The following is a 20,112-nucleotide window of genomic DNA, read 5'->3' on the forward strand; positions in this document are numbered from 1 at the left end:
CACCATTCTTCGTATCATTCCCAGGTTGATTGCAGTAAGTCCATCGTAAGAAAATCTCTCAATGCATCCATAGCTCAGCTGGATAGAGTACTCGGCTACGAACCGAGCGGTCGGAGGTTCGAATCCTCCTGGATGCACCATTCTGTTTTCTTCATGCTATTCTCAAACTGTTTCATCCGTAACATCAGTTAGACCCCAATGCATCCATAGCTCAGCTGGATAGAGTACTCGGCTACGAACCGAGCGGTCGGAGGTTCGAATCCTCCTGGATGCACCATCTCCTGTTCGAAACAATCAACGCCCGCTTTCTGAATTTACTTCTCATTTTTCTTCATCACGCAAAAATCACTTATATAACCGCCATTTATCCCGGGTATCGCTACCTGACCTTTTTCCGAAAACAAAAATAGCTAATGCTTTCAAAGCATTTGCTGTTAAGCACACCTGGCGACAACCTAAGCGCATTACGCTAAAGTAATGGCTCATTTTGTGGTGCTCGATGGAGTGACAATGTACGACCAATATGACGCCCTGATTTTCGATATGGACGGCACAATCCTTGATACTGAGCCGACACATCGAAAAGCCTGGCAGCAGGTGCTGAGCCGTTACGGTTTCACCATGGATGAGAAAAAAATGGTGAGTTTTAATGGCGCGCCCACCTGGCAGCTGGCGCAGTACATTCTTGAGCAGAACAACGCTGAGCATGACCCTCATTTGCTGGCCGCAGAGAAAACCGAAGCGCTCAAGGCGATGTTGCTGGATGATGTACGCCCTTTACCGTTAATGGACGTGGTAAAAGCGTATCACGGTCGTCGTCCCATGGCGGTGGGTACTGGCAGTGAACACAGCCTGGCAAAGGCCCTGCTTGAAGCCTTGGGTGTCTATCATCTGTTTGATGCCGTTGTCGGCGCGGATGATGTGCAGCGCCATAAACCCCAACCCGATACCTTTTTACGCTGCGCCGAGTTAATGGGCGTGGCACCTGAACGCTGTGTGGTATTTGAAGATGCTGACTTTGGTGTTCAGGCGGCGCGAGCCGCGGGCATGGATGTGGTTGATGTCCGTTTACTGTGAATGAAATTCTGACCTATGGATCGTTATTCGGCAGTAGCTTTCTGAGTGCCACCCTGCTTCCAGGAAGTTCAGAGGCTGTGCTGATTGCTTTGCTGATCGCCCAACAGGGTTCGATCTATGGATTGTTATTGGCCGCATCAGTGGGAAACACGCTGGGTGGCCTGACCAACATTATTCTCGGTCGCCTCATGCCGCCAAAAGGGCAGGGGCGATGGCATGACACAGCAATGACGTGGTTACATCGATTGGGTCCTGCAGCGCTGCTTTTAAGCTGGCTGCCGGTAGTGGGCGACCTGCTTTGCGTGCTTGCAGGCTGGTTGCGCTTTGCCTGGCTGCCCTCGGTGCTGTTCCTCGCCATCGGTAAAACGCTGCGTTATATCGTTATCGCGACCGCCACATTACAAACAATGCAATGGTGGCATTGATTCGCACAGATTCGAGGCTACGGTTAACATTATGCTGAACAAAAATAAATTATTCGCACAGCGGGAGGTTAATGTGATCCCGGACGTATCAAAAGCGCTTTCCTGGTTGGAAGCACATCCCGACGCGTTAAAGGGTATCGGCCGTGGCATTGAACGCGAGACGTTGCGCGTCAATCCGAATGGTCACCTGGCAACCACCGGACATCCTGAATCCCTGGGTTCGGCGCTCAAGCACAGTTGGATTACCACCGATTTTGCCGAAACGCTGCTGGAGTTCATTACACCTGTCGATCAAAGCATTGATCGGTCACTGGCCTTCCTGCGTGATATACATCGCCACACTGCGCGAGAGTTAGGTCAGGAACGCATGTGGCCGTTCAGTATGCCGGGTTATGTTGAAGATGTTGATAGCATTGAGCTGGCGCAATATGGCAGCTCTAACATCGGCAAGATGAAAACCCTCTATCGGCAGGGACTGAAAAATCGCTACAGCGCACTGATGCAGATTATCTCAGGTGTGCATTATAACTTCTCGCTGCCACTGTCGTTCTGGCAGGAGTGGGCAGATGTAAAAGATGCGGAAAGCGGAAAAGAGACCATTTCTGCTGGATATCTGCGTCTGATCCGCAACTATTATCGTTTTGGTTGGGTGATCCCTTATCTGTTCGGTGCATCTCCAGCGATCTCTTCATCGTTCCTGCAGGGACGTGAAAGCAAATTACCCTTTGAAACGGACGGCAAGGGGACGTTGTGGCTGCCGTATGCCACCTCGCTGCGCCTCAGTGATTTGGGCTACACCAATAAGTCGCAGAGCGGTTTGGGCATCACCTTCAACTCACTCGACGGTTACGTTGCTGCGCTGAAAGCAGCGATTAAAACGCCGTCAGAAGAGTATGCGGCCATGGGCACCAAAGATGCCGACGGCAACTGGCTGCAGCTGAACACCAACGTGTTACAGATTGAGAACGAACTGTACGCACCTATTCGTCCAAAACGTGTGACACGTTCGGGTGAAGCGCCTTCGGATGCGTTGTTACGCGGCGGTATCGAGTACATTGAAGTGCGTTCTCTGGATATCAACCCGTTCTCTGCCATTGGCGTGGATGCTAACCAGGCGCGTTTCCTCGACCTGTTCCTGATCTGGTGTACCCTGGCGGATGCGCCTGAGATGAGTTCTGACGAGCTGTTATGCAGCCGTAAAAACTGGAACCGCGTGGTCATGGAAGGACGTAAGCCGGGCCAGGTGATTGGTGTAGGTTGTAGCGATACAGAACATCCGCTGGTAGATGTAGGTAAAGCCCTGTTTGCCGATCTGCGTCGTGTTGCCGAGGTGCTCGACAGCAATTATGGCAGCACGCAATATCAACAGGTTTGCGATCAACTGGTGGCATCGTTTGATGATCCTGAGCTAACCTATTCAGCGCGTATTCTGCATGCCATCAAAGAAAATGGCTTAACCGGCGCAGGTGTGGCACTGGCTGAACAGTATCGCCATCTGCTGTGTGAAGAGCCGTTAGAGATTTTGACCGAAGATGACTTCAGTCGTCAGGCGTTGGAATCGGTACAGGCGCAGGAAAAGCTGGAACAGAGTGATACGCTGGATTTCGAAAGTTATCTGGCAGGTCGCGAAGGCTAAAAAAGAAAATGGCCACATCATTGTGGCCAAAATTAACATCTCTGTTGTCAGGGATGATGATAACAAATGCGCGTCTTTCATATATTCAGACGTTGGGCGAACGGAAAAGTTTCATCGTTTTAAAAAAAATCTCAAAACAGGAGGTGACGTATGCCACTACTGGATAGTTTTACTGTTGATCACACCATCATGGGCGCACCCGCTGTGCGCGTTGCAAAAACCATGAATACTCCGCATGGCGATACCATCACCGTTTTTGACCTGCGTTTCTGCCGTCCGAATATCGATATTCTGACTGAGCGCGGCATCCATACGCTGGAGCACCTGTTCGCTGGCTTTATGCGTAATCACCTCAATGGTGATGGCGTGGAAATCGTTGATATCTCGCCAATGGGCTGCCGCACCGGCTTCTACATGAGCTTGATTGGTGAACCAGACGAGCAGCGTGTAGCGAAAGCGTGGAAAGGGGCGATGGAAGATGTTCTGAAAGTGAAAGAACAGAGCCAGATCCCGGAACTGAATGAATACCAGTGTGGTAGCTACAAGCTACACTCACTCGACGAAGCGCAGCAGATTGCGCGTAACGTGTTGGCGCATGAGATTGGTGTGAACCGTAACGAAGATCTGAAACTGCCGGCTGAGAAGCTGAAAGAGCTGCACATCTAGTGCCTGTCTGAGCAGAAATGAAAACGCCGCGATGTTCGCGGCGTTTTTTTTGGCTTCAGGAACCGATGGAGGATTTCAGCGGATGATGCGGGGTAATGCGCACCTGCTTCACCATGTTGTCTTGCACGTCGAGGATATCCACATCGTACTTCCCGATTTTCACGCGTGTATCGACCAGCGGAATCTCTTCCAGCGCTTCCAGCAGCATGCCATTGATGGTGCGTGCTTCGTCTTCGGGTAACGTCCAGTTAAAGGCTTTATTGATTTCACGCACGTTGGCGCTGCCTTCAATCAGCACTGAGCCATCATTCTGCGGCATCACTTCTTCCGCCAGCGAAGGAGACATGGACGTCGTAAAATCGCCAACAATCTCTTCCAGAATGTCTTCAATGGTCACCAGCCCTTTGATGTCACCATATTCATCGACCACTAAGCCGACTTTCTTCTTATTACGCTGGAATTTCACCAGCTGGACATTCAGCGGTGTACCTTCCGGCACATAGTAAATTTCATCAGCGGCGCGCAGCAGGCGATCTTTGTTGAACTCTTTCTTCTCGGTCATCATGCGCCAGGCTTCACGCACGCGCAGCATGCCAACCGAATCATCCAGCGAATCGCGGAACAGCACGATCCGGCCATGCGGGGAATTACTCAGTTGGCGAACAATCGATTTCCAGTCGTCGTTGACGTTAATGCCGACAATTTCATTGCGTGGCACCATGATGTCATCAACGCTGACCTTTTCCAGGTCCAGCACCGACAGCAGCATGTCCTGATTACGACGAGACATCAGTGAGCGGGACTCATATACAATGGTACGCAACTCTTCCTTACTTAGGGCTGAACTGATGGAGCCTTCCGTTTTGATACCAACCATGCGCATCAGAATGCGGGTAATGGTGTTGAGCAGCCAGACCAAAGGCAGCATCACATACTGCAGCGGCGCCAGCAGCACACTGCTGGGATAGGCGACTTTTTCGGGGTAAAGCGCTGCAATGGTTTTCGGCAGCACTTCAGCAAACACCAGCACCACAAAAGTCAGGATCCCGGTGGCAATTGCCACACCCGCATCGCCGTAAAGACGCATACCGACAATGGTACCCAATGCGGAGGCCAGGATATTCACGAGGTTGTTGCCTATCAGCACCAGGCTGATTAAGCGATCAGGACGGCGTAAAAGTTTTTCGACACGACGAGCCGCGCGATTACCGCTTTTGGCTTTGTGGCGCAATTTATAACGATTGAGCGTCATCATGCCGGTCTCTGAACCGGAGAAGTACGCAGAGACCAGCACCATGATGACCAGCGTAACGATCAGCGTGGTGGTTGAAACATGTTCCAACGCAAAAATTCCTTTAGTGAGAAGTGAGCAGGTGCTGAAGCACGCGACTGCCGAAGTAGGCCATGGTCAGCAGCAGTGCACCACCGCAGTTAAACCAGACGACGCGGCGTCCGCGCCAGCCCTCATGATAGTGTCCCCAGAGCAGAACGATATAAACAAACCAGGCAAGAATGGACAGCACCGCTTTATCGACATTCTCCGCGCTAAACAGGTTATGCATGAAGAACAGACCGGTACACAGCACCAGCGTCAACAGCACTACACCAATTTGCGTGATATGAAACATCTTACGCTCAATACTCAGCAGCGGCGGCATATCCTGGGTGAAAGCCAGTTTCTTATTTTTCAACTGGTAATCAATCCATGCCAGCTGCAGCGCATACAGTGCCGCGATAATCAGCGTAGCGTAGGCAAACAGCGACAGGCCGATATGGATCATCATGCCCGGCGTGGTTTCGAGATGGGTAATAAAGGCATTCGGCACAAAGGTGGCGAAGGCGAGGTTAATCAAGGCAAAGCCGTAGACAATCGGCAACAGTAACCAACCGCGATTGCGCGATGCAACGATGGTCATGATCGCGCAGATCAGCAAACTCACCAGCGAACCGATATTTAGCAGGCTGAGGTTTTGTCCGTTATCGACGGCAAAAATGCGTTGTTGCAGTGCAACCGCATGGGCGATCAACGCGACGCAAGCAGAAAGTACGGCAAAACGACGCCAGCCACCGTTGCGTTTCAGTAGGCTGGGGATGATCAATGCAAGACTGAGGGAGTAGGCGAACAGCGCCACGATCGCGAAAACGAACATAGATCCTTTCAGGTGTCGGTCAGATAAGGAAAAAACCAGTATAGCGCCAGCTGCATCAGGCTCCAAACGATCTGAAGGTCAATTGCAGAGATCGCTGTGGCTTCGTGCTATAATCCGCCGCATTGTGCCGCCCGGGCGGCCTCGCTACGGTCCTAAGTGAGAGAGCATGTTTGATAATTTAACCGATCGTTTGTCGCAATCCCTGCGCAATATCAGCGGCCGCGGAAGGCTGACCGAAGACAACATTAAAGACACCTTGCGTGAAGTGCGCATGGCATTGCTGGAAGCGGACGTTGCGCTGCCGGTCGTGCGTGAGTTCATCAACCGCGTGAAAGAAGCGGCGGTAGGTCAGGATGTAAACAAAAGCCTGACGCCTGGCCAGGAATTTATCAAAATTGTTCGCAACGAGCTGGTTGCGGCAATGGGTGCAGAAAATAATGCGCTCAATCTGAACGCACAGCCGCCGGCTGTGGTGTTGATGGCGGGCCTGCAGGGTGCGGGTAAAACCACGAGCGTGGCGAAGCTGGGTAAGTTCCTGCGCGAGAAGCATAAGAAGAAAGTGCTGGTGGTTTCTGCCGACGTTTATCGCCCGGCGGCGATTAAACAGCTGGAAACACTGGCGCAGCAGGTTGGCGTGGACTTCTGTCCTTCCGATCTGAGCCAAAAGCCTGTCGACATCGTGAAGAACGCCCTGAAAGAAGCGAAGCTGCAATTCTACGACGTGCTGCTGGTGGATACCGCCGGTCGTCTGCACGTTGATGAAGCGATGATGGACGAGATCAAACAGGTACACGCCGCGATCAATCCGGTGGAAACCTTGTTTGTGGTCGATGCCATGACCGGTCAGGATGCGGCAAACACGGCAAAAGCCTTCAATGAAGCGCTGCCACTGACGGGCGTGATTCTGACGAAAGTGGATGGTGATGCGCGCGGTGGTGCAGCGCTGTCTATTCGTCATATCACCGGCAAGCCGATTAAATTCATGGGTATGGGTGAGAAGACGGAAGCACTGGAAGCGTTCTATCCAGACCGTATCGCCTCACGCATCCTCGGCATGGGCGACGTACTGTCGCTGATCGAAGATATCGAGAGCAAAGTTGACCGCGAACAGGCGGAGAAGCTGGCGAAGAAACTCAAAACCGGTGATGGCTTCGATCTCAACGACTTCCTCGATCAGCTGAAGCAGATGCGCAACATGGGCGGCATGGCCAGCCTGATGGGTAAGCTGCCGGGCATGGGGCAGTTGCCAGACAACGTGAAATCGCAGATGGATGACAAAGTGCTGGTGCGTATGGAGGCGATCATCAATTCGATGACCACCAAAGAGCGTCAGAAACCGGAAATCATCAAGGGCTCACGCAAGCGCCGTATTGCCACCGGTTCAGGTATGCAGGTGCAGGACGTTAACCGTTTATTGAAACAGTTCGACGACATGCAGCGCATGATGAAGAAAATGAAGAAGGGTGGCATGGCCAAAATGATGCGTGGCATGAAAGGTATGATGCCGCCCGGATTCCCCGGTCGCTAAGGCGAGCGGCACACAGCCAGAAAATTAACACGCTCAGGTTGCTTTTTTCGCCAAAATGAGTAAAATTTTCGGGCTTTTTATATTGCGCTCGGGTTCCATCCCTCGATGGAGCCCGAGCGCTTTATTAACTAATGAGGATGTTATGGTTACAATTCGTTTGGCACGTCACGGCGCGAAAAAGCGTCCGTTCTATCAGGTCGTCGTTACTGACAGCCGCAATGCGCGTAATGGTCGTTTCATCGAGCGCGTAGGTTTCTTCAACCCGATCGCTTCTGGTCAGGCTGAAGGTCTGCGTCTGGATCTGGACCGTATTGAGCACTGGGTTGGCCAGGGCGCAACGCTTTCTGATCGCGTTAACGCGCTGATCAAAGAAGCAAAAAAAGCAGCTTAATCTGTCACGGTGGTTAGCATGAGCATTAAACCTGCCGCACAGCCTCTCGTTAACCCAATTGTATTGGGGAAAATGGGGGCCGCTTACGGCATTCGAGGTTGGCTCAAAGTGTTTTCCTCCACTGAAGACGCTGAAAGCATCTTCGACTACCAACCCTGGTTCATCCAGCGTGCCGGTAAATGGCAGCAGGTCGAACTGGAAGGTTGGAAGCACCACAATCAGGACCTGATCATCAAAGTCAAAGGCATTGACGATCGGGACGCTGCGGCACAGTTAACCAATTGCGAAATTACGGTTGATTCTGCTCAGCTGCCAGCGCTGGAAGAGGGGGATTACTACTGGAAAGACCTTATGGGTTGCAAAGTGGTAAACCTCGACGGTTACGAAATGGGCAAAGTCATTGATTTGATGGAAACCGGTTCGAACGACGTTCTCGTTGTTAAGGCAAACCTGAAAGATGCATTCGGTGCGCAAGAGCGGTTAATCCCGTTTCTTGATGAACAGGTTATCAAGAAAGTCGATCTCTCTACTGGCACGATTGAAGTAGATTGGGATCCTGGTTTTTGATCTCCGGACAATCCGGTAACGTAACGGCGAACGCGATGTGGATTGGTGTTATTAGCCTGTTTCCAGAGATGTTTCGCGCTATTACCGAGTACGGGGTAACTGGCCGGGCAGTAAAAAATGGCCTGCTCAACATTCAAAGCTGGAGTCCTCGTGACTTCGCGCACGACCGGCACCGTACCGTGGATGAACGTCCTTACGGCGGCGGACCGGGAATGTTGATGATGGTGCAACCCTTACGGGATGCAATCCACGCAGCGAAAGCGGCGGCGGGAGAAGGTGCTAAGGTGATTTATCTTTCACCTCAGGGTCGCAAACTGGACCAACAGGGCGTTTGCGAACTGGCGACCAACCAGAAGTTGATTCTGGTGTGTGGTCGTTATGAAGGGATTGATGAGCGCGTGATTCATACTGAGATTGATGAAGAATGGTCAATCGGTGATTACGTACTCAGTGGTGGTGAGCTACCAGCCATGACGTTGATTGATTCAGTCGCCCGGTTTATCCCCGGCGTATTGGGCAAGCAGGCGTCAGCCGATGAGGATTCGTTCTCGGAAGGTTTACTGGATTGCCCGCACTACACCCGACCTGAAGTGTTAGAAGGGATGGAGGTTCCGCCAGTCTTACTGTCGGGCAACCATGCCGATATTCGCCGCTGGCGCCTGAAACAGTCGCTAGGCCGTACCTGGCTAAGAAGACCTGAACTTCTGGAAAACCTGGCTCTGACTGAAGAGCAAGCACGGTTGCTAAATGAGTTCCAACGGGAACATCAGCAGCAACAAAACCATCAGGTGGAAGAGTAATCTTCCCTGACTATCAGTTTACCCAGGATATAGAGATTTAATTATGAGCAACATTATCAAGCAACTTGAACAAGAGCAGATGAAGCAGGACGTACCTTCATTCCGTCCGGGTGATTCCGTGGAAGTGAAAGTATGGGTCGTTGAAGGTTCTAAGAAACGTCTGCAGGCATTCGAGGGCGTGGTTATCGCTATTCGTAACCGCGGTCTGCACTCTGCATTCACTGTTCGTAAGATTTCAAACGGCGAAGGCGTTGAGCGTGTCTTCCAGACTCACTCTCCGGTAATTGACAGCATTTCTGTCAAACGTCGTGGTGCTGTACGTAAAGCCAAACTGTACTACCTGCGTGAGCGCACCGGTAAGTCAGCTCGTATCAAAGAGCGTCTGGGCGCGTAAGCGACATCCCAAAGTTAATAGCAAACAAGGGGTTGGCCTAAGGGCCAGCCCCTTTTTTTATGGGCGCTTTCTAAGGAGCATCGCGATACAAGGTTTCTGTCTGGTCAGTCGATAGCAAATGGGGTATCGGTAAGACATTTGAAACTGTTCAAAATCGCGGCGATGCAAAAGATGCCAGATGGATCCGGGAATATCATTGTTAGCCTGTATTGAGTGATGCTTTCAGAAAAGGGTAGAAGTTAAAAATTACAGGTGTAATGCAATGTTTACATATAGATGGATCGGGTTGTTGCTTGTTTGTGATTTATCTTAATGTTTTTAATGTGTTTTTATTATATTCCTCGGTGCATTTGAATGGGTTGGTAATAAAAGTGTACATGTGTGGATTGCATCCATTACAGGCTGTGGTAGAGTAAGCGCCATCCTCAGTGAGGATCCCAAACCGCATACACGAGTTAAAAAGGATCGCCATCATGCAGAAAGACGCGCTGAACAATGTGCATATCGCCGACGAACAAATTTTAATCACCCCGCAAGAGCTGAAAGCTAAGTTCCCGCTCACTGCGGCGCAGGAAGCGCAGATTGCTGCTTCTCGCCAGACCATTGCCGATATTATTGCTGGCCGCGATCCGCGCCTGCTGGTGGTCTGTGGTCCTTGTTCAATTCACGATACCGAAGCCGCACTGGAATATGCTCGTCAGCTGCAAACTCTCTCTGCACAGTTGAAGGATCAGCTGTATATCGTTATGCGCGTTTATTTTGAAAAACCCCGTACCACCGTTGGCTGGAAGGGGCTGATCAACGATCCTTACATGAACAACTCATTTGATATGGAAGCCGGGCTGCACATTGCGCGTCAGCTGCTGGTGAACCTGGTGGAAATGGGCCTGCCGCTGGCCACTGAAGCGCTGGATCCTAATAGTCCACAATACCTCGGCGATCTGTTCAGCTGGTCTGCGATTGGTGCCCGTACTACCGAGTCACAAACACACCGCGAGATGGCTTCTGGTTTATCAATGCCTGTCGGCTTCAAAAACGGCACTGATGGCAGCCTGGGCACCGCAATCAACGCCATGCGCGCTGCAGCGATGCCACACCGTTTTGTCGGCATCAATCAGGCGGGGCAGGTTTGCCTGTTACAGACTCAGGGCAACCCGGATGGCCACGTAATCCTGCGTGGTGGTAAAGCGCCTAACTACGGTCCTGAAGATGTTGCGCAGTGTGAAAAAGAGATGCTGAAAGCGGGACTGCGTCCGGCCTTAATGATAGATTGCAGCCATGGTAATTCTAATAAAGACTATCGCCGTCAGCCTGGCGTAGCCGAGTCGGCTATTGCGCAGATTAAAGATGGAAATCGTTCCATTATTGGCCTGATGCTGGAAAGCAATATTCACGAAGGCAATCAGTCTTCTGAGCAGCCACGTAGCGAAATGAAATACGGTGTTTCCGTCACGGATGCCTGTATCAACTGGGAAACCACGGAAACCTTGCTGCGTGAAATCCATCAGGATCTGCAGGGAGTGCTGTCGGCACGTCTGTCACACGAGGAATAAAGAGTCATGGTGGCTGAACTGACCGCGCTACGCGATCAAATTGATGAAGTCGATAAAGCCCTGCTTGGGCTATTAGCCAAACGCCTTGAGCTGGTAGCTGAAGTAGGTGAGGTCAAAAGCCGTTATGGTTTGCCGATTTATATGCCAGAACGTGAAGCCAGCATGTTGGCTTCACGCCGTCAGGAAGCCGAGGCGCTCGGCGTTTCGCCAGATCTGATTGAGGATGTCTTACGTCGCCTGATGCGTGAATCTTATGCGCATGAAAACGACAAAGGCTTCAAAACGCTCTGCCCAACGCTGCGCCCGGTGGTGATTGTTGGTGGGCGTGGCCAGATGGGGCGCTTGTTTGAAAAGATGCTCAATCTGTCAGGTTACCAGGTCCGTATTCTGGACAAGGGCGATTGGGATCGTTCTGAAGAGCTGCTCAAAGATGCGGGCATGGTCATCATTAGTGTGCCCATTCATCTGACCGAGCAGATCATCGCCGAATTACCAACACTGCCGGAAGACTGCATCCTGGTGGATTTGGCATCGGTGAAGAACCGTCCACTGCAGGCGATGCTGGCGGCGCATACTGGCCCGGTGCTGGGCTTGCATCCGATGTTTGGTCCGGATAGCGGTAGCCTGGCGAAGCAGGTGGTGGTGTGGTGTGATGGTCGTCAGCCAGAAGCCTATCAGTGGTTCCTGGAGCAGATTCAGGTTTGGGGCGCGCGTTTACATCGCATCAGCGCGGTCGAGCATGACCAGAACATGGCCTTTATCCAGGCGCTGCGTCACTTTGCCACTTTTGCCTATGGTTTGCATTTAGCGGAAGAGAACGTCAACCTTGATCAACTGTTGGCGCTGTCCTCACCGATTTATCGCCTGGAACTGGCGATGGTTGGTCGACTGTTTGCTCAGGACCCGCAGCTTTACGCAGACATCATCATGTCTTCGGAGAGTAATCTGGCGCTGATTAAGCGTTATTACCAGCGCTTTGGTGATGCGATTAAATTGCTGGAGCAGGGCGATAAACAGGCGTTCATCAAGAGCTTTGAAGGTGTGGCGCACTGGTTTGGCGATTACGCTCAACGCTTCCTGGTAGAGAGCCGAAGCATGTTGCGTTCGGCTAACGATAGCCGGCAATAAAAGAGAAGGCATCCGCAAGGATGCCTTTTTCATTTACAGTCGCGGTTCCACCGGAACAACATTTTCACCCGGATAGCAGCCGAGTACTTTCAAAGATCGCGTCAAATCACGCAGCTCTTTCAACGCCAGCTGCATGTTCTCCGATTGCAGATTGCCCTGCACATCAATGTAAAACATCTCTTCCCATGGGTTGCCGTTAATTGGGCGGTTTTCTAGTTTGCTCATGATCAGATTGTGATTACGCAGCACCAGCAGAGCCTCAACCAGTGCACCAGCTTGCTGACCGGTAGCCATAATCAATGTGGTTTTGGCTGGTACCTGGCCAGAAACTTCAATTGGCTTACGTGCCAGCACTATGAAGCGGGTATGGTTTTGTTGCTGGTTAGCTAAATTCCGTTCTAACACCTGCAGACCATACAGCTCACCGCCCGCTTCACTGCCCAGAGCCGCCACTTTTGGTGAATTCATCGCCGCGACCTTTTCCATTGCCGCTGCGGTGCTCTCGGTATATTCGATTTTCCATTGTGGGAAACGATTGATGAACTGGCTGCACTGCTGGAATGGCTGAGGATGGCTATAAACCGTTTCAATTTGCTGTAAGTCGGTATTGCCGTTGACCAGCACACAGTGTTCGATTGGGATGGTCAGCTCGCCAACGATGGAGAGCGTGGTTTGCTGCAGCAGGTCATAGACGTCGTTAATCGAGCCTGAGCTGGTATTTTCGATTGGCATCACGGCGTAATCGGCCTGGCCACTCTCCACCTGATGAATGATGTCATGGAATTTTAGGCAGCCCATCTCAACCATGGAATCAAAATGACGTGTGGCGTATTTACGCGCCGCGAGGTGAGAGTACGAACCCTTAGGACCCAGAAATGCGATGCGCGGCGCGTGTGCGTGCGGGTGGTTTAAGTTTTTCTGCAGCAGCGCTTGCTGAGTCAGTACCGAATCTTCAATCACCAGTTGGAACAGACGAGTAATGTAGTGCGCATCAAGCTGGTGCTTTTTGCCGAGTGAGATCAGGTTTTCCAGCAGTGCGCGTTCACGCTCAACATCGCGAATCGGGCGATGGGTCGCGAGCTTTGCTTGCGCCACCTCAACCGCCAGCGAACGGCGTTCAGATAACAGCGTTAACAGCTTTTCATCAACGGCGCTGATCTTATCGCGTAATGCCAGCAGCGGATTTTCGGGATTCATAGGGCTCACCTGTAAAATGTCCAATAAAAAAGCCTCCCGTTTGGGAGGCTTTGTTGTTCGTCTTCGCATTCATTTTCACACGACGAATCACCTCCCAATCAGGGGAAGGTAAAAAAGAATGCGAAGGAGAACGGTAGATGTTTCATGTATGATTCCAGCAATAAAGTGGATTGAGAGTAACCGCAGTGATTTAAAGCTGTCAATAAAAAACGCGCCCGCAGGCGCGTTACTGGAAAAGGTCTATTTATCCCGCAGGGGTGAAATCTTTCATACTGCTGGTTGCGCGGCGCGCTTCAGGTTTGTGCTGCGCCTTATTAAGTTGTCGCTCCAGCTTGGCAATCAGATCGTTGATAGCCGTGTACATATCTTCGTGTTTCGCGCTGGCAACCAGCGTGCCGTTCGGTGTGTTAATGGTGGCATCAGCCACGAATTCTTTCGGCTCTTTCGATAACACGATGTGCGGATTTATCAGGTGAGTTTGCCACTTTTCCAGCTTGGCGAGACGGTCTTCGACATGGTTGCGGATAGCCGCAGTGATTTCCATTTGTTTGCTGGTAATGTTCAGAATCATAGTTAAACCTCTCTGTCATTTCCGTCTGGGTAGGACCAGCATACCGCGTAAATCAGGAAAAAGTGTGATATAGATCACATTGGAATGTCACTTTTTGTCAATGCCAGTGAATTGTGAGAAAGGCTCATAAAATCGCGGAAAATGCTTGAAGGGCAGGGATGAAAAGAGCAAGATTGATGAGTTAACCGCAGCGGATAATCAGCAATCTGGCTGAATTTTCGGCAAAAAAAGCAGCCATTAAGGCTGCTTTTTTATTGGTAGTAAAATCAGGACTGATTATTTATCGCGATGATCTTCGCTACCTTGTCCGCTTCTGCGGTTAACTGCAGCTGGCGGTAGGCATTTTCCATCAGCGGCAGCGCTTTGTGCGTCGCTTCGGTATCCGGGAAATCTTTCATCATCCCTTCAACACGGTTAACAACGGCGACATAGGCCCCGCGCTTGGTATAGAATTGCGCCACCGAGAGTTCATACTTCGCCAGACGCTCTTTCAGGTAGGCTAAACGTTTCTGCGCATCCTCAGCATACTGGCTGTTCGGATAGCTGCGCAGCAACTGTGAGAAGTCACGGAAAGCATCACGAGCGTGCGTCGGATCACGATCTGAACGATCGATACCGAAGAAGCCCTGCAGTGCAGAGTCATCCAACGCCATATCCGTCAGGCCTTTCATGTAGATGACGTAATCGATGTTTGGATGAGTCGGATTCAGGCGCATAAAGCGAGCGATAGCGGCTTGCGCCAGTGGCAGATCGGCATTTTTGTAATACGCGTAGATTAAATCCAGCTGTACTTGCTGCGAATAAGGGCCAAACGGGTAGCGGTTATCCAGTGCTTCCAGTTGCTTAATCGCCGCTTTAAAGTTACCGTCCTGCAGCTTTTGCTGGGCTGTAGCGTAAATTTCAGATGGCGGGCTGTCCGGAACGGGATCCGATGAGCCGGAACAACCCACCAGAGCCAGGCTCAGGCTCAATGTGGCAGCAGCCACCAGATGTTTCATACGCGTCATGACGAAATGATTATCCTCAAAGTGTTGTAGCGGAAGCTGTCCGTATAGCTCCCGGTTATGACCTGGTACGATAGCACATTATATTAAACGGCATCGCCGTGAAAACCCAACGTTAACGAAGAAGCTGTATATGGCACAACAAGTTCAACTCACCGCAACGGTGTCCGAAGCACAGCTTGGACAACGCTTAGATCAGACTTTGGCGGAATTGTTCCCTGATTATTCACGTTCCCGCATAAAAGAATGGATCCTTGAGCGTCGCGTCAGCGTCAACGGCACCATCATCGATAAACCGAAAGAGAAAGTTTTCGGCGGTGAGCAGGTGTCTATCGATGCTGAAATCGAAGAAGCGCAGCGCTGGGAAGCGCAAAACATTCCCCTGAACATCGTTTATGAAGACGATGATATTCTGGTCATCAACAAACCGCGTGGCCTGGTGGTGCATCCTGGGGCAGGTAATCCGGATGGTACGGTCCTGAATGCGCTGCTTTATCATTACCCACCAATTGCCGACGTCCCGCGTGCTGGGATCGTCCATCGTCTTGATAAAGACACAACCGGTTTGATGGTGGTGGCGAAGACCGTTCCCGCTCAGACGCATCTGGTGGAAACGCTGCAGCTGCGCGAGATTACCCGTGAATATGAAGCGGTTGCGATTGGCACCATGACGGCAGGCGGCACGGTTAATGAGCCGATGGCGCGCCACTCCACCAAACGCACCCACATGGCGGTACACCCTATGGGTAAACCCGCGACCACGCATTATCGCATCATGGAGCATTTCCGTGCTCATACGCGTCTGCGTCTGCGTCTGGAAACGGGTCGTACTCACCAGATTCGTGTGCACATGGCGCATATCAACCATCCATTAGTGGGTGATCCGCTGTACGGCGGTCGTCCGCGTCCGCCTAAAGGTGCATCAGATGCGTTCATCGCCGCGCTGCGCGGTTTTGACCGTCAGGCGCTGCATGCCACCATGCTGCGTCTCTACCATCCCATCACCGGCATTGAGATGGAATGGCATGCGCCGTTGCCGCAAGACATGGTCGATCTGATTGACGCGCTGAAAGCCGATACCCATGAGTTCCGCGATCAAATGGATTGGCTATGAGTGAGTGGATCATTCCTGACTGGCCTGCACCGCAGCGCGTTCAGGCATGTTCCACCTTGCGACATGGCGGTGTTAGCACTGCGCCCTGGGATTCGCTGAATCTTGGGGCGCACGTTGGCGATGCTGAAACGCATGTCTTGCAAAATCGTCAGCATTTGAAAGATAAACTGCTGCCCGCCATGCCGCAGTGGCTTAATCAGGTGCATGGGCAGGACGTTGTGCGTTTGCCTGCGGACGAGTTATTACCCAATGCAGATGCGGCCATCACCCGCGAATCCGGTGTAGTCTGCGCCATCATGACGGCGGATTGCTTGCCGGTGTTGTTTTGCAGTGATGATGGCAGTGAAGTGGCCGCTGCTCACGCTGGCTGGCGTGGTCTGTGTAACGGCGTGCTGGAACAGACGCTGCAACAGTTTCGCTCACCAGCCCGTGAGATCCACGCCTGGCTTGGACCCGCTATCGGCCCGCAGGCATTTGAAGTCGGTGCTGAGGTGCGTGAAGCCTTTTTGGCGCACGATGTACAAGCCGATGCGGCTTTTCGCCCGGTTGGTGACAAATTTTTTGCGAATATCTGGCAGCTAGCGCGTCAGCGACTTCAGGCCGCTGGAGTGCATTCTATCAGTGGTTCACAGCGTTGCACTTTCACCGAAGCCAATGATTTTTTCTCCTACCGACGAGATGGAATCACCGGGCGTATGGCAACTTTGATTTGGCTGAGATAATCTTACGCCGCAAGACGATCCAGTAGCGTATTTTTTGTTCGCAACACAGGTCATTAACCTTGAAATATTTGAGGGATGACCTCATTTAATCTCCAGTAGCATTTTGACCTGTATTGGAGGAATCATGCGTCTGGATCGTCTTACTAATAAATTCCAGTTGGCCCTTGCCGATGCTCAGTCCCTTGCTCTGGGACACGACAATCAATTTATCGAACCCCTTCACTTGATGAGCGCTTTGCTCAATCAGGAAGGCGGATCGGTGCGTCCGTTGCTTAGCGCAGCAGGTGCCGATGTGGCTGGTCTGCGTACCAGCATCGAACAAGCTATCAACCGACTGCCGCAGGTAGAAGGTACGGATGGCGATGTACAGCCTTCAGCCGATCTCATTCGGGTCCTGAACCTGTGCGACAAACTCGCGCAAAAGCGCGGCGACAACTTTATATCATCTGAATTATTTGTTCTGGCGGCCCTCGACTCTCGTGGTTCGCTGGCGGACCTATTGAAGTCCGCTGGTGCAACCACCGAAAAACTCACTAAGGCCATCGAGCAATTGCGGGGAGGAGAGAACGTGAACGATCAAGGGGCTGAAGATCAGCGCCAGGCTTTAAAAAAATACACCATCGATCTGACCGAGCGCGCCGAGCTTGGCAAGTTAGATCCGGTGATTGGTCGTGATGAAGAGATTCGTCGTACCATTCAGGTATTGCAGCGCCGTACCAAAAACAACCCGGTATTAATTGGGGAACCCGGCGTAGGTAAAACTGCGATTGCCGAAGGGTTAGCGCAGCGCATTATCAATGGTGAAGTGCCAGAAGGATTGAAAGGTCGCCGCGTGTTGGCCCTGGACATGGGTTCGCTGGTGGCGGGTGCTAAATATCGTGGTGAGTTCGAAGAGCGCCTGAAAGGTGTGCTGAGCGATCTGGCAAAACAGGAAGGCAACGTCATTCTGTTTATCGACGAGTTGCATACCATGGTTGGCGCGGGTAAAGCCGATGGCGCCATGGATGCCGGTAACATGTTGAAACCTGCATTAGCGCGTGGTGAGTTGCACTGCGTGGGTGCTACCACGCTGAATGAGTATCGCCAGTTCATTGAGAAAGATGCGGCGCTGGAGCGTCGTTTCCAGAAAGTCTTTGTGGCTGAACCGAGCGTGGAAGACACCATTGCTATTCTGCGTGGCCTGAAAGAGCGCTATGAGTTACACCACCATGTGCAGATTACTGACCCGGCGATTGTGGCAGCGGCCACGTTGTCGCACCGCTATATCTCCGATCGCCAGTTGCCAGATAAGGCAATTGACCTGATTGACGAGGCAGCATCGAGCATTCGTTTGCAGATGGACTCGAAACCGGAGTCGCTTGATCGTCTGGAACGCCGCATCATCCAGTTAAAGCTGGAACAACAGGCACTGAAGAAAGAGTCGGACGATGCCAGTATCAAACGTCTGGAGATGCTGGAAACGGAACTCGATCAGAAAGAGCGTGAATACGCTGAGCTGGAAGAAGAGTGGAAAGCGGAAAAAGCCTCTCTGACGGGGACGCAGAACATTAAGGCGGAACTGGAGCAAGCTCGTCTGGCGATGGAGCAGGCGCGACGCACTGGTGACCTGGGGCAAATGTCTGAACTGCAATACGGCAAAATTCCAGAGCTGGAAAAGCAGCTCACTATTGCCACGCAGTCAGAAGGCAAAACCATGAAATTGTTACGTAACCGCGTAACAGATGTGGAAATTGCTGATGTGCTGGCACGCTGGACCGGCATTCCAGTAGCACGAATGATGGAAGGTGAGCGCGAGAAACTGTTGCGGATGGAGCAAGAGCTGCATGCGCGTGTGATTGGCCAGAACGAGGCGGTTGATGCGGTATCGAATGCGATTCGCCGTAGTCGTGCGGGTCTGTCCGATCCTAATCGTCCAATTGGCTCGTTCCTGTTTCTTGGGCCAACCGGTGTGGGTAAAACCGAGTTGAGTAAAGCGCTGGCTAACTTCTTGTTCGACAGCGATGACGCCATAGTGCGTATTGATATGTCAGAGTTTATGGAAAAACACTCGGTATCGCGTTTAGTCGGTGCACCTCCGGGCTACGTGGGTTATGAAGAGGGCGGTTATTTGACAGAAGCAGTACGTCGTCGCCCTTATTCCGTGATTCTGCTGGATGAAGTCGAAAAGGCTCATCCGGATGTCTTCAACATCTTGTTGCAGGTACTGGATGATGGGCGCTTGACCGATGGGCAGGGACGTACGGTCGATTTCCGTAATACCGTGGTCATTATGACCTCTAACCTTGGGTCTGACCTGATCCAGGAACGTTTCGGTGCGTTGGACTATCCGGAAATGAAAGATATGGTGATGACGGTGGTAGGTTCGCATTTCCGCCCAGAGTTCATTAACCGTATTGATGAGGTGGTGGTGTTCCATCCGCTTGGCGAGCAGCATATTGCTTCTATCGCGCAGATTCAGCTGCAGCGGTTGTACAAACGTCTGGATGAACGTGGCTACCAATTGCATATCACGGATGCAGCGCTGAAGCTGTTGGGTGAACATGGATATGATCCGGTATACGGTGCACGTCCATTGAAACGCGCTATTCAGCAGCAAATTGAAAACCCACTGGCGCAGAAGATTCTTTCTGGTGCTTTTGTTCCGGGTAAAACCATTGAAATGGATGTTAAAGATGATGTCATCGTCGCACATCAGTGATGAGATTTGACGTAAACGGGCCTTCGGGCCCGTTTTTTTGCCCGATTGATGCCAATTCGTTGCTAATTTCAGCGCATTGGCCGAAAAGTGAGCGGTCGTGCAAAAACTTTAAATTAACGCTTGTCAGTCCATCAGAAATCCCTATACTGCGCCACCACTGAGACGGCAAAGCGGCAACGCAGACGGCTCAGCAGGGAGTGAAGAAATTTATCCCGCCGGAGAAAAGCGCTGAAAAAAGTGTTTGACTCTGAAGGAGGAAAGCGTAATATACGCCACCTCGCAACAGCAGCTTAAGGCGCTGATTGCACCGCTCTTTAACAATTTATCAGACAATCTGTGTGGGCACTCGCAGGATTGATATCAGCGTCTCCGGACGTAAAAAATATCAAGTCTCACGAGTGAACACATAATGAAATTCATTATGACGTTTTACAGATGAGCATCGCTGCACTTGTTGCAGCAAATCAAACTTTAAATTGAAGAGTTTGATC

Annotated in this window: 20 protein-coding genes, 2 tRNA genes and 1 other annotated feature; of the genes, 16 read left to right on the top strand and 6 right to left on the bottom strand. The window is 51.6% G+C overall.

Features of this window, described 5'->3' with window-relative positions; genetic code table 11:
• Nucleotides 1-63 precede the first annotated feature (63 nt).
• From FD737_RS23240 to luxS, 6 genes are all read left to right on the top strand, one after another.
• A tRNA-Arg gene (locus FD737_RS23240) sits at nucleotides 64-140 on the top strand.
• Between the two features lie 60 nt (nucleotides 141-200).
• A tRNA-Arg gene (locus FD737_RS23245) sits at nucleotides 201-277 on the top strand.
• Between the two features lie 233 nt (nucleotides 278-510).
• Complete coding sequence (gene yqaB / locus FD737_RS23250) at nucleotides 511-1,077, top strand: fructose-1-phosphate/6-phosphogluconate phosphatase (protein WP_058962329.1); 567 nt, start codon at nucleotides 511-513, stop codon at nucleotides 1,075-1,077.
• Nucleotides 1,074-1,502, top strand: a complete 429-nt coding sequence (locus FD737_RS23255) for a YqaA family protein (RefSeq protein ID WP_058962330.1) — start codon at nucleotides 1,074-1,076, stop codon at nucleotides 1,500-1,502. The genes yqaB and FD737_RS23255 overlap by 4 nt, the downstream gene beginning before the upstream one ends.
• Before the next feature lie 31 nt (nucleotides 1,503-1,533).
• Complete coding sequence (gene gshA / locus FD737_RS23260; protein ID WP_097117949.1) at nucleotides 1,534-3,138, top strand: glutamate--cysteine ligase; 1,605 nt, start codon at nucleotides 1,534-1,536, stop codon at nucleotides 3,136-3,138.
• A gap of 150 nt (nucleotides 3,139-3,288) precedes the next feature.
• On the top strand, nucleotides 3,289-3,804 hold the full coding sequence (gene luxS / locus FD737_RS23265; protein ID WP_034822217.1) for an S-ribosylhomocysteine lyase: 516 nt from the start codon (nucleotides 3,289-3,291) through the stop codon (nucleotides 3,802-3,804).
• Nucleotides 3,805-3,859: 55 nt separating this feature from the next.
• Here luxS and FD737_RS23270 read toward each other — a convergent pair whose 3' ends face one another.
• Nucleotides 3,860-5,146, bottom strand: a complete 1,287-nt coding sequence (locus FD737_RS23270) for an HlyC/CorC family transporter (protein WP_045816444.1) — start codon at nucleotides 5,144-5,146, stop codon at nucleotides 3,860-3,862.
• A 13-nt stretch (nucleotides 5,147-5,159) separates the two neighbouring features.
• Nucleotides 5,160-5,954: an inner membrane protein YpjD gene (locus FD737_RS23275; protein WP_038645240.1), complete on the bottom strand. Its 795-nt coding sequence runs from the start codon at nucleotides 5,952-5,954 to the stop codon at nucleotides 5,160-5,162.
• A gap of 166 nt (nucleotides 5,955-6,120) precedes the next feature.
• Here FD737_RS23275 and ffh point away from each other — a divergent pair, with 166 nt between their 5' ends.
• The 7 genes from ffh (at nucleotide 6,121) to tyrA (ending at nucleotide 12,315) form a co-directional block, all read left to right on the top strand.
• Nucleotides 6,121-7,482 (top strand): signal recognition particle protein, encoded by a 1,362-nt coding sequence (gene ffh, locus FD737_RS23280; protein WP_034822223.1) that lies wholly within the window; start codon nucleotides 6,121-6,123, stop codon nucleotides 7,480-7,482.
• Between the two features lie 142 nt (nucleotides 7,483-7,624).
• Entirely contained in the window at nucleotides 7,625-7,873 is a 249-nt protein-coding gene (rpsP, locus tag FD737_RS23285) for a 30S ribosomal protein S16 (RefSeq protein WP_007893313.1), read from the top strand.
• Nucleotides 7,874-7,891: 18 nt separating this feature from the next.
• Complete coding sequence (gene rimM, locus FD737_RS23290) at nucleotides 7,892-8,440, top strand: ribosome maturation factor RimM (RefSeq protein WP_034822227.1); 549 nt, start codon at nucleotides 7,892-7,894, stop codon at nucleotides 8,438-8,440.
• A 35-nt stretch (nucleotides 8,441-8,475) separates the two neighbouring features.
• Nucleotides 8,476-9,240, top strand: coding sequence for a tRNA (guanosine(37)-N1)-methyltransferase TrmD (trmD, locus tag FD737_RS23295; RefSeq protein WP_202404642.1), 765 nt, complete (start codon nucleotides 8,476-8,478; stop codon nucleotides 9,238-9,240).
• Between the two features lie 43 nt (nucleotides 9,241-9,283).
• Entirely contained in the window at nucleotides 9,284-9,634 is a 351-nt protein-coding gene (rplS, locus tag FD737_RS23300; RefSeq protein ID WP_034822234.1) for a 50S ribosomal protein L19, read from the top strand.
• A 473-nt stretch (nucleotides 9,635-10,107) separates the two neighbouring features.
• Entirely contained in the window at nucleotides 10,108-11,187 is a 1,080-nt protein-coding gene (locus tag FD737_RS23305) for a 3-deoxy-7-phosphoheptulonate synthase (RefSeq protein WP_034822238.1), read from the top strand.
• Between the two features lie 6 nt (nucleotides 11,188-11,193).
• Entirely contained in the window at nucleotides 11,194-12,315 is a 1,122-nt protein-coding gene (tyrA, locus tag FD737_RS23310; RefSeq protein WP_160834677.1) for a bifunctional chorismate mutase/prephenate dehydrogenase, read from the top strand.
• Between the two features lie 33 nt (nucleotides 12,316-12,348).
• On the opposite strand, the gene pheA is transcribed toward tyrA, so the two are convergent.
• From pheA to bamD, 4 genes are all read right to left on the bottom strand, one after another.
• Complete coding sequence (gene pheA, locus FD737_RS23315; RefSeq protein ID WP_038645247.1) at nucleotides 12,349-13,512, bottom strand: bifunctional chorismate mutase/prephenate dehydratase; 1,164 nt, start codon at nucleotides 13,510-13,512, stop codon at nucleotides 12,349-12,351.
• Nucleotides 13,513-13,534: 22 nt separating this feature from the next.
• Nucleotides 13,535-13,659 (bottom strand) — a sequence feature (Phe leader region).
• The gene (gene pheL, locus FD737_RS23790) at nucleotides 13,611-13,658 is read right to left on the bottom strand and encodes a pheA operon leader peptide PheL (RefSeq protein ID WP_202404643.1); all 48 of its coding nucleotides are present in this window, start codon (nucleotides 13,656-13,658) and stop codon (nucleotides 13,611-13,613) included. (Overlaps the previous feature by 48 nt.)
• A 97-nt stretch (nucleotides 13,660-13,756) precedes the next feature.
• Nucleotides 13,757-14,083 carry a ribosome-associated translation inhibitor RaiA gene (gene raiA / locus FD737_RS23320; RefSeq protein ID WP_034822244.1) on the bottom strand — a complete coding sequence of 109 codons (327 nt, stop codon included), beginning with the start codon at nucleotides 14,081-14,083 and terminating at the stop codon, nucleotides 13,757-13,759.
• 266 nt (nucleotides 14,084-14,349) lie between these two features.
• On the bottom strand, nucleotides 14,350-15,090 hold the full coding sequence (gene bamD, locus FD737_RS23325; RefSeq protein ID WP_160834678.1) for an outer membrane protein assembly factor BamD: 741 nt from the start codon (nucleotides 15,088-15,090) through the stop codon (nucleotides 14,350-14,352).
• 130 nt (nucleotides 15,091-15,220) lie between these two features.
• Here bamD and rluD point away from each other — a divergent pair, with 130 nt between their 5' ends.
• From rluD to clpB, 3 genes are all read left to right on the top strand, one after another.
• Complete coding sequence (gene rluD / locus FD737_RS23330; RefSeq protein ID WP_034822248.1) at nucleotides 15,221-16,201, top strand: 23S rRNA pseudouridine(1911/1915/1917) synthase RluD; 981 nt, start codon at nucleotides 15,221-15,223, stop codon at nucleotides 16,199-16,201.
• On the top strand, nucleotides 16,198-16,923 hold the full coding sequence (yfiH, locus tag FD737_RS23335; RefSeq protein ID WP_034822250.1) for a purine nucleoside phosphorylase YfiH: 726 nt from the start codon (nucleotides 16,198-16,200) through the stop codon (nucleotides 16,921-16,923). Before rluD ends, yfiH begins: the two co-directional genes overlap by 4 nt.
• Nucleotides 16,924-17,047: 124 nt before the next feature.
• Entirely contained in the window at nucleotides 17,048-19,621 is a 2,574-nt protein-coding gene (clpB, locus tag FD737_RS23340) for an ATP-dependent chaperone ClpB (RefSeq protein WP_160834679.1), read from the top strand.
• Nucleotides 19,622-20,112 lie beyond the last annotated feature (491 nt).

The sequence above is a fragment of the Pantoea sp. Seng genome (assembly GCF_009829935.1).
Taxonomy (GTDB): Bacteria; Pseudomonadota; Gammaproteobacteria; order Enterobacterales; family Enterobacteriaceae; genus Pantoea; species Pantoea communis.